Raw genomic sequence first — 16,711 nt, forward strand, 5'->3', positions numbered from 1 at the left:
CCTCAACCTTGGCAAGGTTGCGCTCTACCAGCTGAGCTAATGTCGCTTTCAACAGACGTTTCACGTCGTTAGGGCTGCGAATTATACGAAGAAAAAACCGGGTTGCAAGTGCTGATGAGCAAAATTTTGGTTTTTTCTTTTAATCGCTCAAAAGAGCATCAGATCGATGACTGACTCATCAGATCGTTAAGATCCTCTCGCGATAGAAGCGTAATTCTGCAATTGATTCTCGGATGTCGTCAAGCGCTAAATGGGTTCCCTGTTTAGAGAAATCATTCAACACCTCTGGTTGCCATCGACGTACCAGCTCTTTTAACGTGCTCACATCCACGGTGCGGTAATGAAAATAGCGCTCAAGTGCTGGCATGTGTCGATAGAGGAAGCGCCGATCCTGTCCCACACTATTACCGCAAATCGGTGACGCGCCAGACGGTACCCATTGCGATAAGAATGCGATGGTTTGCTCAATGGCGGTTTGTTCATCAATATCACTCTGTTGTACGCGCGCCACTAGGCCAGACTGGCTATGCGTTCGCGTACACCAATCATCCATTTTGTCGAGCTCACTTTGCGGTTGATGTATCGCCAGCACGGGCCCTTCCGCCAGAATATTCAACTGTGCGTCCGTCACAACGGTCGCGATCTCAATGATCTTATGGGTATCCGGATCTAGCCCTGTCATTTCCAGATCAATCCAGATTAAATTGTTTTCACTGAACGCCATTGAACTTGCCTTTTTTATCGATAAACCATGTATCATACTGTGCTTGATATGAAAGCCAACTTAACCGATAAGAGTCAACGTGGCAAAAAAGAAAAAACTGACGAAGGGTCAACTGCGACGGGTAAGATCCAACCAACAACGCCGGATCAAAGACAAAGATACCGATCGGCAATGGGACGATGCCGCGCTAGAATCCGCACGGGAAGGGCGGGTTATCACGCGGTTTGGCCAGCATGCCGATATTGAAGATCCCGACACAGGTAAGATACATAGATGCAATATTCGCCGCACTGTCCATAGTTTGGTCACTGGCGATCGTGTGGTATGGCGACCCGGAAAAGAAGCGCTCGATGGCTTTGCCGGCGTTGTGGAAGCGGTGCATGAGCGTGACTCCGTGCTCACTCGTCCCGACTATTACGATGGGGTCAAGCCAGTAGCCGCAAACATTGATCAAGTGGTGATCGTGGCCGCTATTTTACCTGAGCTGTCGACCAACATTATCGATCGTTATCTGATTGCCTGTGAAGCACTGGATATCGCCCCCCTGATTGTGATTAACAAGGTCGATTTGTTGGATGAAGAAGGCCATGAGATGGTCGATGATCTGCTCGATATTTATCGAGATATTGGTTATCCCCTCGTGATGGTCAGTGCGGACTCGGGCGAAGGCATGTCAGCGTTGATGACACACCTAGACCAGCATGTGAGTGTTTTTGTTGGGCAATCCGGCGTCGGGAAGTCCAGTTTGGTCAATACCCTACTCCCTGATGTGCACGCACATACGCATCAGGTGTCAGAAAATTCAGGGCTTGGTCAACACACCACCACCGCCGCACGCTTGTATCATTTTGATCAAGGCGGCGATCTGATTGACTCCCCCGGCGTCCGTGAGTTTGGCTTGTGGCATTTAGAGCCGGAACAAATTGCTCATGGCTTTGTCGAATTTCGTGATTATTTAGGTGGCTGTAAGTTCCGCGATTGCAAACATGGCGATGATCCGGGGTGTCTACTGCGACAAGCGGTCGAAGACGGACACATTAGTGTCGAACGTTTTGATAGCTACCACCGCATCATTGAGAGCATGAAAGAAGCCAAAGACAACCGTCAGTTCTCTCGTAATAAGCAACACTGAGCGACTGTCACTTCACTCAGATCCGCGACACGGCGCGCCCGTATAAGCGCGTCACTGGCATCATCAACCCAATAAATGGTTAGGACTACACTGTGCGAGACGATTTGAAAGTCGGCCTACAATATCTTACGCCGAAACACGCGTTAACCCGATTAATGGGCAAGCTTGCGAGCTTAAAAGGTGGCTGGTTAACCACTGCAGTCATCAAGTGGTTTATCAAGCAATATCACGTCGATATGAGCGAAGCGAAAGTCAGCGATCCGAGTTACTATCGCACCTTCAACGATTTTTTCGTCCGTGAGCTGAAGCCCGCACTACGCCCAATCGATGGCGACGAGACAACACTGATCTTTCCGGCTGACGCCTGTGTCAGCCAAGCAGGCGCGATTGAACAGGGTCGTTTGATTCAAGCGAAAGGCCATAGCTTCTCACTGACTGAACTTATCGGTGGCGATGACAGCTTAGCAGCAAAGTTTGATCAGGGAGAGTTCGCCACCTTATACCTCTCTCCCCGCGATTATCACCGCGTCCACATGCCGTGTGACGGCGTATTACGAGAGATGATCTATATTCCTGGCGATTTGTTTTCAGTGAATCCACTGACGGCAGAAAACGTACCAAACCTCTTTGCGCGGAATGAGCGCGTGGTGTGCGTCTTTGATACTGCATTTGGCCCCATGGCGCAAATATTGGTCGGCGCCACCATTGTTGGCAGTATCGAAACCACCTGGGCCGGGACGGTGACCCCGCCAACCGGTGGCAGTATTCGTCGTTGGCAATATCCAACCGACGGTGAGCAGGCGATGCACTTTGCTCAAGGAGAGGAAATGGGCCGATTCAAACTGGGCTCTACCGTGATTAACCTCTTCCCCAAAGGGGCGGTACGCTTTGATGATGCCGTCATACCCGGTGAGCCAACACAATTAGGGCAAGCTTACGCACATTGCCAGCACTAGCTCCCGCTAAAAATCTAGAAAAATGTGAAATATGGGGCATTTATGCCCCTTTTTTGTGTGGAAATTCGGATATTTTTCCCGTTAATTCAAGATAAAGCACCGTATCATAAAGATATTCTATTTCTGATAACAAGGCGCACGCGAGTCTTCGCGTCTCAGGCGGAACGCGCTCGCCCACCCATGACGAAGGAGCGTATTTGTGGTCAATGCTCGTCTTATCAAATTGCTGGTCGCCCTCGGTTTACCGCTGTTATTACTGTTAGCCCCTACCGATTGGTTACCCGTTGCTAACCTCACTATCATTCAGCACCGTTTATTGGCGATCTTTCTGATGGCGGCCTTGCTGTGGGTTCTTGAGCCTGTGCCTGTTTTTTCGACGTCTTTATTGATAATCACACTACAACTAGTGATGATATCTGATAAAGGCTTACACTGGTTTCGCGGTATCACACAGCATCACCCCCGCGGAGACTTAATTCCTTATACCGACATTCTCAGCGCCTTTTCATCCCCTATCATTATTCTGTTTATGGGCGGGTTTTCACTGGCTATTGCCGCGTCAAAATATGAACTCGACATTAATTTGGCACGTGTGCTGTTAAGGCCATTTGGGCAACACCCTAAATTTATCATGCTTGGCCTAATGCTGATTACCGCGGTATTTTCGATGTTTATGTCCAATACGGCCACCACGGTGATGATGCTGGCTCTATTAACCCCCATTATCGCGGTGCTACCCAAAGGGGATCCTTTGGTCAAGGCACTCGTGCTGTGTATTCCCGTGGCGGCGAATACCGGTGGTATTGCCACCCCTATCGGCACACCGCCTAACGCCATTGCGTTACAGTATCTAACCGGGGAATATAAAGTCTCTTTTCTGGGCTGGATGCAAATGGGGCTGCCTTTTGTCATTGTTCAACTCACCTTCGCCTGGTGGCTATTACAACGGCTCTTTCAGAGTCAACATACCCGCGTGAATCTCGCTTTAGAGGGACGCTTTTTACAAAGTTGGCAGGCGTATACTGTCTATATCACCTTCGCCCTCACGATCGTGCTGTGGCTCACCACCAGTTTGCATGGCATGAACACTTATGTGGTGGCGGTAATTCCACTGGCGATTTTTACCCTCACCGGCATTATTGGTAAGCCAGAACTTAAACAAATCAACTGGGATGTATTGTGGCTGGTTGCCGGCGGGATTGCCATGGGGATCGCGCTCGACCAAACCGGTCTCGCCGCGGCGCTCGCTCATGCGGTCGATTACAGCCTGCTTACCGCCATGACGGTGTTGGTTACCTTGTCGATTATCTGCTGGCTGATGGCAAACTTTATGTCCAACACAGCCACCGCTAACCTCTTAATGCCGATAGCCGCAGCCATTGCTTCCTCCATGCCCGCACTGGCAAGCATTGGCGGTATGCAAGGTCTATTAATTGTCGTCGCCTTTTCCGCTTCCTTGGGGATGATACTGCCGGTTTCGACGCCACCCAACTCCTTGGCGTATTCAACTGGCTTTATCAGCAGTCAAGATTTGGTCAAAGTCGGTCTGATCTTAGGCATAAGTGGCTTAGGCCTAGTTTATACCGCTGTCCTCTTACTCACATGACAATCGTTTAACGATTGAGACACAAAACGATAGATTCGCCCCAGAACGAGAAAATTGATATTTTTCATCCGCTAAAAATGGGATAACACTGATGATGTGAGTAAGACAGCCAGCTGAGCTTTAAGGATAAATCCACTTTTTGCAAAATTCTTTATCCCTCATTGACTCAAGCTTTCTACAATTAAGCAGATACTCAATAAGAAAGTGTCATCAAAACGTGGTAGTACGAGGGATCTTTAATGAAATTCACCATCAAGACCAAAATATTGCTTGCTGTTGCTTTGGTCGTTGCCTTAGTCAGTGCCGTACAGGCATGGTTTTCGGTTAACCAATTGGAACAAGAGACGCAGCAAAACGTCACTGAGCAAATGCGCGATGTCGGTCTTTCCACCAGCAACTTTATCGAAGAGTGGCTAGATATCCGCAGTGACATGCTGGTTGCCAATGTGCCACTGATTGCGACACAACCCAATGTTGATCGAGAACTCTTATTAACCAAACGCCAAGGTGACTTTCTCACCGTTTACGCCGGATTTGCAGACGGCTCGATTGCTTATGGTGACAAAACAGAAAGCTGGCCAGCCAATTACGATCCACGAACGCGACCTTGGTACAAACAAGCCAACGCCGCCAATGAACTAATCATCACCCCGCCTTATGTCGATGCTAATGGTGCCGGCATGGTGATCAGTTTTGCTAAATCGTTCAATCAACGCTTTGAGGGCGTCATTGCTGCAGACCTCTCCGTTGACGCCATTGTGCAAGAAGTGCTCAACGTGCGGTTACCCAACCAAGGCTTTGCCTTTTTGGTGGACGAGAATAACAATGTCGTCGCTTATCGGGATACCGCGCTCAGTACCAAAGCGCTCACCGAGGTTGACGATGAGCTCACCCCCGCTTTTATCCAAAAGGCCCGTAATAGTGACGCACTCGCGAGCATTACCTTTGACGGTGACGGAAGAGAAAAACTGCTCGCCGTGACGCCCGTTGAAGGCGCTGACTGGAGCCTTGGCGTGGTACAAGACAAAAAGTTGGCGTTTGCGTCTGTCTCAGAGCAGATTGTTTCCACCTTGGTGACGTCAGTGATTCTCTTTGTGATCATTGCATTGATTGCCGGTGCCCTTATTCACCGGATGTTGGCACCGCTAACCCAACTCACCCATGCAGTAAGCTCACTGTCAAAAGGCAGTGGGGATCTGACTCAGCGCCTTGATATTGTCCGTAAAGATGAAATCGGTGAGTTAGCCGGGCACGTCAATGCGTTCCTGGAACAGTTACAAGCGATGATAGGCCGCAGCGTCACCCAGAGTGTGACCTTGTCTGACAGAGCCGACCAATGCCGCAACCTCGCCCACCAATCCAGTAGCTTGGTGGGTCAGCAGCAAGGCGATGTGGATCAAATTGCTACCGCCATCCATGAGATGTCGACCACGGCCAACGAAGTGGCCAGTAACGCCGAACAAACCGCTCGCTCAGCCCAAGAGGCAGAGGGCTCATGCCGTGACGGCCTAGAAGTGGTGGAGAACAACCGTGATGCTATTACCCAACTGGCAGAGCAAGTCGAGCAAGCGACGGATGTGATCCGTGAATTGGATACCAACTCACAAAGCATCAACCAAATTATCTCCACCATTCAGGATATTGCCGAACAAACCAACCTACTCGCGCTTAACGCCGCCATTGAGGCAGCTCGTGCCGGTGAACAAGGGCGTGGCTTTGCTGTGGTCGCCGATGAAGTACGTGTGTTGAGTCAGCGCACTCATGACTCCACGGAAGAGATCCGTAACATGATTGAAACGCTACAAAACACCACTCAACGCGCGGTGGATGGCATGACCCAAAGTAATGATATGGCGACCTCGAGCGTCGAGCGCGCCGCCTCTGCGAGCGAGAAACTCAACGAAATTACCCGTGCCATTGGCGATATTTCGGAGATGGCTGCACAAATTGCCAGCGCGGCTGAAGAGCAGCGTGCAGTGACCGAAGATATCAACCGCAATACCCAAGCGGTGCGTGACCTCTCGTTAGAGATCCACCAAAAATCCAATGAAACGGGCGAGCAAGGTGAGCAAATGGCGCAAGACGCGCAAGAAATGCACAACGACCTCTCCAAGTTCAAAGTATAACTTGAGCCACCGCAGTCTGCCTGCCGAGGTAGGCAGACTGTCACTGGCAGAAAGATCACAAATTCATCCTTTTTCTCTCTCTTCACCGCTTTTGTGACCACATTTTGTCTGATCGATCCAACCATAGTGCAAACGTTGCGTCTACACTTGTGACACTTTTCAACGAGATGGAAATGTGTCTATGCCCAAGCCGACAATTAAGCTGAAAATCATTGTGGCCATTGCCTTTATAGTGGCTCTGGTCAGTGCAGTGCTTGCCAGCATTTCTGTGCGTCAACTCCAAAGCGAGACGACCAACAGTATTACCAAACAAATGCATGATGTCGGGGATGCCACTGTTCAGTTTATCGACAGCTGGCTGAGTACGCGTGCCGATATGCTATTAGCAAACGAATCACTGATCGCCAATCAGGCCAATGTCGATCGCGAGCTTTTGGTGACCAAGCGAGCGGGGCATTTCCTCTCCGTGTATGCCGGCTTTGAAGATGGCCGCATCGCCTACGGTGATAAAAGCGAAGATTGGCCCGCCGACTATGACCCGCGCACTCGCCCTTGGTATCAAAGCGCCAGTAACGCGAATGGCTTAATCATTACCGAGCCCTATCAAGATTTCGACGGCAGTTTGGTGGTCAGTCTTGCCAAGGCCTTCAATGGTCAATATCAAGGGGTACTGGCTGCCGATGTCACCGTCACCGATATTGTCGAGCAAGTGTTAAATTTAAAACTCAGCAATGGCTTTGCCTTTCTCGTCGATGGTGACAACCGCTTAGTGGCCTATCGCGATACCGATCTCAGTCGCCAACCCCTCACTGAGCTGGATGAAGAGCTCACACCCACATTTATGGCTAGCGCGAGCGCACAACGTCAGCTCACCACCTTTCAACTCAATGGCAAAGAAAAGCTCATCGCCGCTATCGAGGTCCCGAATACCGATTGGACCTTGGGTATCGTCGAAGATAAGGCGCAAGCCTATGCCTCGGTATCAGAGCAAATTACCTTTGTGGTGATTGCCTCCGTGATCTTGTTTATCGTGATTGCCTTTGTCGCCGGCGCATTAATCAAACAACTACTTAAGCCATTAGGCGAGCTGACAGGCGCTGTGCGTACCCTCTCTGCCGGTGAAGGCGATCTCACGCAAAGGATCAACATCGCCCGCCAAGATGAAATTGGCGAATTGGCTGGGTACGTCAATGCCTTCCTTGCCCAGCTCCAGCAAATGGTAGGTAAAGCGGTTAGTCAGAGCATGACATTGTCAGAAAGTGCGGAAGAATGCCGAACCCACGCCCTGCAATCCAGTCAGTTGGTTGATAAACAGCAAAATGATGTTGACCAAATAGCGACGGCTATCCACGAAATGTCAACGACGGCCAACGAAGTGGCAAGCCATGCTGAAGATACAGCCTCATCCGCACAACAAGCCGAGCAATCTTGCCAAGAGGGGTTAAGTGTGGTCGGTGATAACCGCAACGCCATTACTCAACTCGCCGAGCAAGTGGAGCGTGCCACCAATGTGATCCGTGAGCTGGATGAAAATGCACAAAGCATTAACCAAATCATCGCGACCATTCAAGGAGTGGCCGAACAAACCAACTTGCTTGCCCTTAACGCGGCGATTGAGGCGGCCCGGGCGGGTGAGCAAGGGCGCGGCTTTGCAGTGGTTGCCGATGAAGTGCGCGTATTAAGTCAACGGACGCATAGCTCCACCGAAGAGATTCGCAATATGATTGAGACGCTGCAGCACACCACGCAACGCGCGGTCGATGATATGACCCAAAGTAACGAAATGGCGACATCAAGTGTGGAGCGCGCCGAAGCGGCCAGTGAGCGTCTCAATCAAATCACCAGCGCGATTGGTACTATCTCGGAAATGGCGATTCAAATTGCCAGCGCCGCAGAAGAGCAGCGCGCGGTGACCGACGACATCAACCGCAATACCCAAGCGGTAAAAGATCTCTCCTATGAGATCCACCAGCAAGCCAGTGCTACCGGCGATCAAGGTGAAAGCATGGCACAAGCCGCGCGGGACATGCATCAAGACTTATCCAAGTTTAAAGTCTAACGTCTTGTCGTCACGCCCCTAACGACGAACGCCGCCTTCGGGCGGCGTTGTTTTTCCCGCTTCTACGCACGTGATACCGGAAAAGCGGTGACCGCATCAATGTGGTGGCAACCGAGTGCCAACATCACTAAACGGTCGACGCCCAATGCTACCCCAGCGCAATCAGGTAAACCACTTTCCAGCGCGGACAGTAAGTGCTCATCGATAGGCTGTGGCGATAAACCGCGCGCGACTCGTGCGATATTATCCGCCTCAAACCGCTGTCGTTGCTCGTTGGCGTCTTGCAACTCATAAAAGCCATTAGCCAGTTCAATGCCTTGGTAATACACCTCAAACCGGTGCGCAACACGCGTGTCTGCTTCGCTGATTTTTGCCAGCGCGGCTTGCGATGCAGGAAAGTCATAAATAAAGGCGGGCGCCTGCTGGCCAATATTCGGCTCGACCATCACGGAGAAAAGCAGCTGCAGCAAGGTGTCTTTGTCGGTTTCATCCTCAGTGATATCGGCAAGTCCTTGGGTCGCGGCAAGTGCACGCAGCTGAATAATATCCGCGGTTAACGGGCACAGTCCGGTGAAGGATGCAAATGCCGTTTGATAGCTCATCCGTGTCGCACCTTGGCACCTGAGTACCGCTTGCAACAAGGCATCCATTTCATCCATTAGGTCATGGTGGGTATAACCAGGTTGATACCACTCCAACATCGTAAACTCAGGGTTGTGGTAGCGCCCGGCTTCTTCATTTCGAAACGCTTTACTGATTTGATAAATAGCCCCACTTCCAGCGGCCAATAGCCGCTTCATATGGAACTCTGGACTGGTCATGAGGTGCAAGGCGACGCCGTCAGCAAAACCCGGCCCAACCAAAGACGTTTTGAAACTATGAAGATGCACATCGGTCACCGCTGCTTGACTCAGTGCAGGGGTATCCACTTCCCATACCTCACGTTCAGCAAAAAATTGACGGATACGGGCTATGATCGCAGCGCGTTTTTTTAATTGTGACACGCTTGCCGTTGGCTGCCACTGATTCATCTCACTCATTCGTTACTCTTGCGCTTTCTGGTGACGCCAGTCTATCGCTGCCGCCTGGAATGACAAGTACTCACAACCGGTGTCACACGACGAACATGTGTCACATGCCGCATTTTCTTTGTCAGCATTTTCCCTTTTTACAAGAGAGGCAGGCACTTAACGACTAACATCACACTTTTATGCAATTTAACACCCATGCCCGCAAAATCGCGACAATTCCCCGACTGAGTCAATTTTTGCTTTGCACAGATTGCCTACCATGACAGCAGAACAATAAACAAGCCAAGCACTGGCTTTCCCTACACTGGAGGATGAACGTGCAGATCCTTACCACAGATATTGCAGTGATTGGCGCCGGTGGCGCGGGGCTGCGCACTGCTATTGCGGCCGCTGAGGCCGATCCCTCGCTTAATATTGCGCTGGTATCTAAGGTCTACCCGATGCGCTCCCACACTGTGGCCGCAGAGGGTGGCTCGGCTGCCGTCATCAAGGATGAAGACAGCCTAGACAACCACTTCAATGATACCGTCAGCGGTGGCGACTGGTTATGTGAGCAAGATGTCGTCGATTACTTTGTTAAACATTGTGCCCACGAAATGGTACAACTCGAGCAATGGGGCTGCCCTTGGAGCCGAAAAGACGATGGCAGTATCAATGTCCGCCGCTTTGGTGGCATGAAAGTGGAGCGCACCTGGTTTGCTGCCGATAAAACCGGTTTCCATATGCTCCACACCCTGTTTCAAACCTCGACCAAATACCCGCAAATCCAGCGTCTCGATGAATACTTTGTGATTGATTTGATTGTCGATGACGGCCAAGTACAAGGTTTGATTGCCCTCCATATGGCGGAAGGCGAGCTGGTCTGTATTAAAGCCAAATCAGTGGTGCTAGCCACTGGCGGCGCGGGACGCGTTTATAGCTGTAATACCAATGGTGGCATTGTCACCGGTGATGGCATGGCCATGGCTTATCGCCACGGCATCCCGCTGCGTGATATGGAATTTGTCCAATATCACCCCACTGGATTGCCTGGTACGGGAATTTTAATGACCGAAGGCTGCCGTGGCGAAGGTGGCATTATTGTCAACAAAGACGGCTATCGTTACCTGCAAGATTATGGTCTTGGGCCTGAAACACCGGTCGGGCAGCCAAAAAACAAATACATGGAGCTCGGCCCACGCGATAAAGTTTCGCAAGCCTTTTGGCATGAGCAACAAAAAGGCAATACCATCAAGCACACGCTCGGTGACGTTGTGCATCTTGATTTGCGTCACCTCGGCGAAGATTACATTCAAGAACGACTACCGTTTATTTGTGAGCTCGCCAAAGCCTATGTCAATGTTGACCCTGCCAAAGAGCCGATCCCAATTCGTCCTACCGTGCACTACACCATGGGTGGCATTGAAACGGATGCCCAAACCGAAACGCGCGTTAACGGCTTATTTGCGGTTGGTGAGTGCTCCTCCGTCGGCTTGCACGGCGCTAATCGACTCGGCTCAAACTCGCTCGCTGAATTGGCGGTATTTGGTCGTTTAGCGGGTGAAGGCGCCGCAAAACGGGCAGCGGCCTTCACAGGTTGGAATCAAGCGGCTATTGATGCCCAGATTCAGAACGTCAAAGCGCGCATTGATAAGCTCTTGAACCATCAAGGCGAAGAAAACTGGGCGGATATTCGCAAAGAGCTGGGCGAGACAATGGAAGCCGGCTGCGGTATTTATCGTCGCGAAGATCTAATGCAAGCGACCATTGATAAAATTGCTGAACTCAAAGCACGCTATCAAGATGTTGCCATCCAAGACCAAGGCAGTGTGTTCAATACCGATCTGCTCTACGCCATTGAGGTCGGCTATGGCTTGGAAGTCGCAGAAGCCATGGCACATTCTGCCATCCAGCGTAAGGAGTCTCGTGGCGCTCACCAACGGCTAGATGAAGGCTGCACCGAGCGTGATGATGATAACTACCTCAAACACACCTTGGCGTTCTATCAACCCGAGAGCGGTCCTCGCATTGACTATGGCGATGTCAAAATCACCAAATCACAACCACAAGCGCGCCTATATGGCGATGCGGCGGAACACGCCAATGGTGGCAATGTGGATCAACAAGAGGAGCCCGCATCATGACGCAAACTACCTACCAGGTCTCAGTGCTCAGATACGATCCGGCAACGGATGATGCGCCTTACTCGCAATCTTTCGTTGTACCCGGCGATGAAACCATGTCGGTCTTGGATGCGCTGGGGTATATCAAAGACAACCTCGATAAGTCGCTCTCTTATCGCTGGTCGTGTCGCATGGCCATTTGTGGCTCATGCGGGATGATGGTCAATGGCGTGCCCAAGCTCGCTTGCAAAGCGTTTTTACGTGATTACGCCAAAGGGGTGGTGATTGAGCCTTTAGCTAATTTTGCCATCGAAAAAGATCTCGTTGTCGATATGACGCCCTTTATCGAGCGTCTTGAAGCGATCAAACCTTATATTTTGGGCAATGATCGCCGCCCTGAAGACGGGCCCAATACGCAAACGCCTGAACAAATGGCACGCTACAAACAGTTTGCCGCTTGTATCAATTGCGGCTTATGCTACGCCGCTTGTCCTCAGTTTGGTCTCAATCCCGACTTTCTTGGTCCTGCCGCGATCGCGCTGGCACACCGCTATAATCTTGACAGCCGCGACAAGGGGAAAGCCCAACGCATGCCTCTGATTAATAGTGATAACGGCGCATGGGGGTGCACTTTCGTCGGCTACTGCTCAAAAGTATGTCCGAAGAGTGTTGATCCTGCAGGTGCAGTCAACCAAGGCAAGGTGGCTTCCACCCAAGATATGGTGATTGCCATGTTTAATCCTAATAAAGATGGGCAGGAGGTAAGAGGATGAGTAATCGCAAACCCTATACACGCCCCATGCCGCGTACTTGGTGGCTCGACCATCCGTTCTACCGCTTTTATATGGTGCGAGAAGCGACAGTACTGCCTTTGGTCTTCTTCACGCTTAGTCTCACCGCTGGGTTAATCTGCTTGGTTCAGGGACCGCAAGCATGGCAAAGCTGGCTGGATTACATGGCCCACCCGGTTGTGATTATCTTGAACCTGGTTGCCTTGGTCGCCAGCCTGTTTCATGCCACCACATTTTTCAGCATGATGCCGCAAGTGATGCCGATTCGCATTAAAGGCAAACTGCTCGACGGTAAATGGGTGATTGGTGCGCAATGGGCCGCGGTGGCGGTGATATCACTGATTGCTCTGGTGCTCATTTAGGAGGTGTTATGATCGATCCCAAACCCAAACGTTCTGATGAGCCCATTTGGTGGAGTTTATTTGGCGCCGGGGGGACCTGGTTCGCGATGTTTACCCCGGTGACTGTCTTGATTCTAGGGGTGCTCATCCCACTTGGCGTTATTGACCCATCCGCATTGAGCTATGACCGCGTGATGATGTTTGCTGATCACTGGCTGGGCAAACTGCTGATCCTCGCCACGCTGGCGCTACCAATGTGGCACGCCATGCACCGCATTCATCACGGGCTGCATGATTTGAAGCTGCATGTGGGGTTAGCAGGCAAAGTGGTGTGCTATGCCATCGCTTTTGCCGTCAGCATTGCCGCCGTGCTGTTGGTGTTGATTGTTTAATCCCAGTAAAAACGAGGCATAAAAAAAGCCCTGGCTGAAGAAGCGCAGGGCTTTTTTGCAAAGGTTACTTAACCCGTCCAACGTACTCACCCGTACGGGTATCGACTTTAATCACTTCGCCGATTTGAATAAACAAAGGCACGCGAACCACAGCGCCTGTGCTCAGTGTCGCTGGCTTACCACCCGTGCCTTGCGTATCACCTTTCAAACCAGGATCAGTTTCCGTCACTTCGAGTTCAACAAAGTTAGGTGGGGTAACCACGATAGGGTCACCATTCCAAAGCGTAAGCGTACAAGTGTTGTTCTCGACTAGCCACTTGACGTTATCACCCACTGCGCTCTCATTAGACGCAATTTGCTCAAAGGTTTCATTGTTCATGAAGTGATAGAATTCACCGTCTGTGTACAGGTAATCCATCTCGACTTCAATCACGTCGGCCGCTTCAACGCTGTCACCCGATTTAAATGTTTTCTCTAGTACTTTACCGGAGATCAACTTACGGATTTTGACACGGTTAAACGCCTGACCTTTGCCTGGCTTTACGAATTCATTTTCGGTAATGACACACGGCTCGTTATCGAGCATAATTTTCAAACCGCCGCGGAATTCATTAGTGCTGAAAGACGCCATCTTGATCCTCTTAACATCTTCGAGTTTTCACAAATGTCGCACATCATAACCCGAATCCAACCTGCTGTTGAGCGAAACTGGATCAAAGAACTCGCAGAGGCGATCACAGATCCCAATGAACTGCTGCAAATGCTTGATATTTCACCACAGGGATGGGAATCCGGTTTTAAGGCGCGCCGTTTGTTTTCACAGCGTGTCCCACGCAGTTTTGTCGCCAGAATGGAAAAGGGCAACCCTCATGATCCATTACTAAAGCAAGTACTGCCGATTGCGGAAGAATTTAATGAGGTTGACGGGTTCAGCGCTGACCCACTGGAAGAGCAAGATAATGCGATTCCTGGTTTGTTACACAAGTACCACAACCGTGTGTTGCTGATCGTTAAGGGAGGCTGTGCAATAAATTGCCGTTATTGCTTCCGCCGCCACTTCCCGTATCAAGATAACAAAGGCAGCAAACGCGTGTGGCAAGGGGCGCTGGATTATATCGCCGCTCATGCAGAGATAGACGAAGTGATTTTATCGGGTGGCGACCCGCTGATGGCCAAAGATGAGGAGCTCGATTGGCTCATCAGTGCTATCGAGCCAATAACACATATTAAACGGCTGCGTATCCACACTCGCTTGCCCGTCGTGATCCCCGCTCGCATCACCTCAGCGCTGACCGAGCGCTTATCGCACTCGCGTTTACAAGTGGTGATGGTCACCCACATCAACCATGCCAATGAGGTCGATGACGAGCTAAGCGACAAACTCCACATGCTGCGACAAGCGGGTATCACACTGCTTAACCAAAGCGTGCTTCTCAAAGGCGTGAATGATAGTGCGGATGCGTTGGTGGCACTGAGCCAACGACTGTTTGAGGCTGGCGTTTTGCCTTACTACCTGCATGTATTGGATAAAGTCCAGGGCGCCGCTCACTTTTTAGTCTCAGACGATGAAGCGCGCACCTTAATGCAGGAGATTATCGAGCAGCTCTCCGGCTATTTGGTCCCTCGACTGACCCGGGAAACCGGTGGCCGAGCAAGTAAAACGCCGCTGGATCTCCATTTAGAGTGAATAATCAGAAACTTATTCAATATAAGCTGTTGATTTATCCTTAATTCCATGGCTTATTAAAAAGAAAACTCACCACAAGGATGTGTTATGTCTCTGATTATTCGTCAATACCACGCCGACGACATTCCGGCGATACGTGATATCTATGCGCAACCCAAGGCTCAAGCAGGCACCCTGCAATTGCCGATGCCGAGCCTTGCCATGTGGGAAAAGCGACTTAATCAGGTACCTGATGGCGTATACCCATTGGTTGCCGAGCTAGAAGGTAAAGTGGTCGGCAACCTAGGCTTAGTCATTGCCACAAACCCTCGCCGTCGCCACGTCGCAGACATTGGTATGGGCGTTCACGATGCCTATCAAGGCCGCGGCATTGGTAGCGCGCTAATGGAAAAAGCGATCGATTTAGCCGAAAACTGGCTGAACGTATCACGGATAGAGCTAACCGTTTATACGGATAACGCGGCTGCGACCCGCCTCTATCAAAAATTTGGCTTTGAGATTGAAGGCACCGCCAAACAGTTTGCGTTCCGCAATGGCGAGTTTGTCGATGCCCATTATATGGCACGTAATCGCTAACCAAGCCATTCAGGCATGCTATCGGGCTTAGCGTAGCTCAGACGACCAACACAATCGGTGGTATGGTAGCTGTCTAAGCCACTCAAAGCGACGGAGCCTGCTTGCTCAATATCGACAAAACCATCATGGCTGATACAGCTATCTGGAACATGTGCCTCAATGATCTCACCCACCAACAGGTGGGTGCCATTGATCGCCATAGTGTGCTCTTCACGAAGAATGAGACCAAGACGTATAGCAGCCTCTTGAACATAAGGCGCATTAATGCGCTCGCGCCATAAGGGCGTCAACCCCACTTGCTCAAATTCAGACACCCCGTGTGGGTAGCGTGCTGACGTTTGATGCGCCGCGACAACCATCTCTTTTTGAACATGGTTGAGTGTATAAACCCCGGTTTCGCGAATGTTTTCTAACGTATCACGCGGTACGGTATCAGGGCGGATAATCACACCCATTAACGCTGGGTTGGCCCCTAGATGAAACGCAGAGCTCACAATGCACAAGTTTGTCTGTCGATTTGAGTCACTGGTGCCCAACAGGTTCGCCGATTTAAAGCCGGACAGGCTATTCACGAACGCCGCGCGATAACGCTTTTCCATCGCCAGTATATCGTCTCTCTCATACACACTCAGAGCCATATCCATCCTTACTTAAGTTGGCATTGTTGACAGCGAGCTTGCCCCGTTAACAGCGCGGATAGGCGATAACGGTGTTGGGCAAAGAACAGATACAGTTTATCAGCAAACCAAGCAATACCAGGCCAGCGTAGCCACTTCACCCAATATCCTTTATTCACAGCCCGCCAAGCTACATAAGTTGCATCTAAACCATACACCATCTGCCCGCTGCTATCTTGTGCGTGCAGAATGCGATTAGCGGCACTGGGATCGACGTCAGGGAAACGAACGGAGAAGTCAGCTTGATGAATATCAACCAGCTGCAACGCACCCTCGGTATCCCAGCGAGATAACTTACGCATTTCTTTCACGCATAAAGGACACATGCTGTCATAGAATACAGTCACCATAATCACACCTCCTAACACAGAGCTTACGCACAGAAGGGAAAAGAAGATCAGAGAAACGCACGGTAGAAAAGCTAGCAGGAAGGGAAAGCATAAAGCTCAGTACAAAAATGACAAACACATCGAGTAGGGTGAGGCGTTGCCGCCTCATCCCTCTCACAGAA

The 16,711-nt window shown here is 50.7% G+C and carries 16 protein-coding genes; 11 read left to right on the plus strand and 5 right to left on the minus strand.

Annotated features, from left to right (window positions below; all coding sequences use genetic code 11):
• Positions 1-178: 178 nt before the first annotated feature.
• On the minus strand, positions 179-724 hold the full coding sequence (gene orn, locus C7A19_RS03745) for an oligoribonuclease (protein WP_069361577.1): 546 nt from the start codon (positions 722-724) through the stop codon (positions 179-181).
• 79 nt (positions 725-803) lie between these two features.
• Between orn and rsgA the strand changes: the two genes are divergently transcribed.
• From rsgA to C7A19_RS03770, 5 genes are all read left to right on the plus strand, one after another.
• Positions 804-1,856, plus strand: a complete 1,053-nt coding sequence (gene rsgA / locus C7A19_RS03750; RefSeq protein WP_069361576.1) for a small ribosomal subunit biogenesis GTPase RsgA — start codon at positions 804-806, stop codon at positions 1,854-1,856.
• Positions 1,857-1,948: 92 nt separating this feature from the next.
• A complete protein-coding gene (asd, locus tag C7A19_RS03755; protein WP_116644208.1) occupies positions 1,949-2,812 on the plus strand; it encodes an archaetidylserine decarboxylase in 864 nt (287 codons plus the stop codon).
• A 199-nt stretch (positions 2,813-3,011) separates the two neighbouring features.
• A complete protein-coding gene (locus C7A19_RS03760; RefSeq protein WP_116644209.1) occupies positions 3,012-4,418 on the plus strand; it encodes an SLC13 family permease in 1,407 nt (468 codons plus the stop codon).
• Positions 4,419-4,657: 239 nt separating this feature from the next.
• Complete coding sequence (locus C7A19_RS03765; RefSeq protein WP_116644210.1) at positions 4,658-6,544, plus strand: methyl-accepting chemotaxis protein; 1,887 nt, start codon at positions 4,658-4,660, stop codon at positions 6,542-6,544.
• 181 nt (positions 6,545-6,725) lie between these two features.
• On the plus strand, positions 6,726-8,603 hold the full coding sequence (locus C7A19_RS03770; RefSeq protein WP_116644211.1) for a methyl-accepting chemotaxis protein: 1,878 nt from the start codon (positions 6,726-6,728) through the stop codon (positions 8,601-8,603).
• Between the two features lie 62 nt (positions 8,604-8,665).
• On the opposite strand, the gene epmA is transcribed toward C7A19_RS03770, so the two are convergent.
• A complete protein-coding gene (epmA, locus tag C7A19_RS03775; RefSeq protein ID WP_077659326.1) occupies positions 8,666-9,634 on the minus strand; it encodes an elongation factor P--(R)-beta-lysine ligase in 969 nt (322 codons plus the stop codon).
• Positions 9,635-9,951: 317 nt separating this feature from the next.
• On the opposite strand from epmA, the gene frdA reads away from it, so the two are divergent.
• The 4 genes from frdA to frdD are packed head-to-tail and all read left to right on the plus strand — an operon-like array spanning position 9,952 to position 13,260.
• Positions 9,952-11,757 (plus strand): fumarate reductase (quinol) flavoprotein subunit, encoded by a 1,806-nt coding sequence (frdA, locus tag C7A19_RS03780; RefSeq protein ID WP_116644215.1) that lies wholly within the window; start codon positions 9,952-9,954, stop codon positions 11,755-11,757.
• Positions 11,754-12,509, plus strand: coding sequence for a succinate dehydrogenase/fumarate reductase iron-sulfur subunit (locus C7A19_RS03785; protein WP_069361570.1), 756 nt, complete (start codon positions 11,754-11,756; stop codon positions 12,507-12,509). Before frdA ends, C7A19_RS03785 begins: the two co-directional genes overlap by 4 nt.
• Complete coding sequence (gene frdC / locus C7A19_RS03790; protein ID WP_077457626.1) at positions 12,506-12,889, plus strand: fumarate reductase subunit FrdC; 384 nt, start codon at positions 12,506-12,508, stop codon at positions 12,887-12,889. Before C7A19_RS03785 ends, frdC begins: the two co-directional genes overlap by 4 nt.
• 8 nt (positions 12,890-12,897) lie before the next feature.
• Entirely contained in the window at positions 12,898-13,260 is a 363-nt protein-coding gene (gene frdD, locus C7A19_RS03795; RefSeq protein WP_069361568.1) for a fumarate reductase subunit FrdD, read from the plus strand.
• A gap of 64 nt (positions 13,261-13,324) precedes the next feature.
• On the opposite strand, the gene efp is transcribed toward frdD, so the two are convergent.
• A complete protein-coding gene (gene efp / locus C7A19_RS03800) occupies positions 13,325-13,891 on the minus strand; it encodes an elongation factor P (protein ID WP_069361567.1) in 567 nt (188 codons plus the stop codon).
• Between the two features lie 33 nt (positions 13,892-13,924).
• On the opposite strand from efp, the gene epmB reads away from it, so the two are divergent.
• Entirely contained in the window at positions 13,925-14,947 is a 1,023-nt protein-coding gene (gene epmB, locus C7A19_RS03805; RefSeq protein WP_116644212.1) for an EF-P beta-lysylation protein EpmB, read from the plus strand.
• 87 nt (positions 14,948-15,034) lie between these two features.
• Positions 15,035-15,523, plus strand: a complete 489-nt coding sequence (locus C7A19_RS03810; protein ID WP_116644213.1) for a GNAT family N-acetyltransferase — start codon at positions 15,035-15,037, stop codon at positions 15,521-15,523.
• Here the strand turns inward: C7A19_RS03810 and C7A19_RS03815 are convergent.
• Together C7A19_RS03815 and C7A19_RS03820 are read right to left on the minus strand one after the other, a co-directional pair.
• Positions 15,520-16,161, minus strand: coding sequence for a flavin reductase (locus C7A19_RS03815; RefSeq protein WP_102505838.1), 642 nt, complete (start codon positions 16,159-16,161; stop codon positions 15,520-15,522). The genes C7A19_RS03810 and C7A19_RS03815 overlap by 4 nt on opposite strands.
• Positions 16,162-16,169: 8 nt before the next feature.
• Complete coding sequence (locus tag C7A19_RS03820) at positions 16,170-16,550, minus strand: DUF393 domain-containing protein (RefSeq protein ID WP_116644214.1); 381 nt, start codon at positions 16,548-16,550, stop codon at positions 16,170-16,172.
• Positions 16,551-16,711 lie beyond the last annotated feature (161 nt).

It is taken from the genome of Salinivibrio sp. HTSP (assembly GCF_003390965.1).
Lineage (GTDB): Bacteria > Pseudomonadota > Gammaproteobacteria > Enterobacterales > Vibrionaceae > Salinivibrio > Salinivibrio kushneri.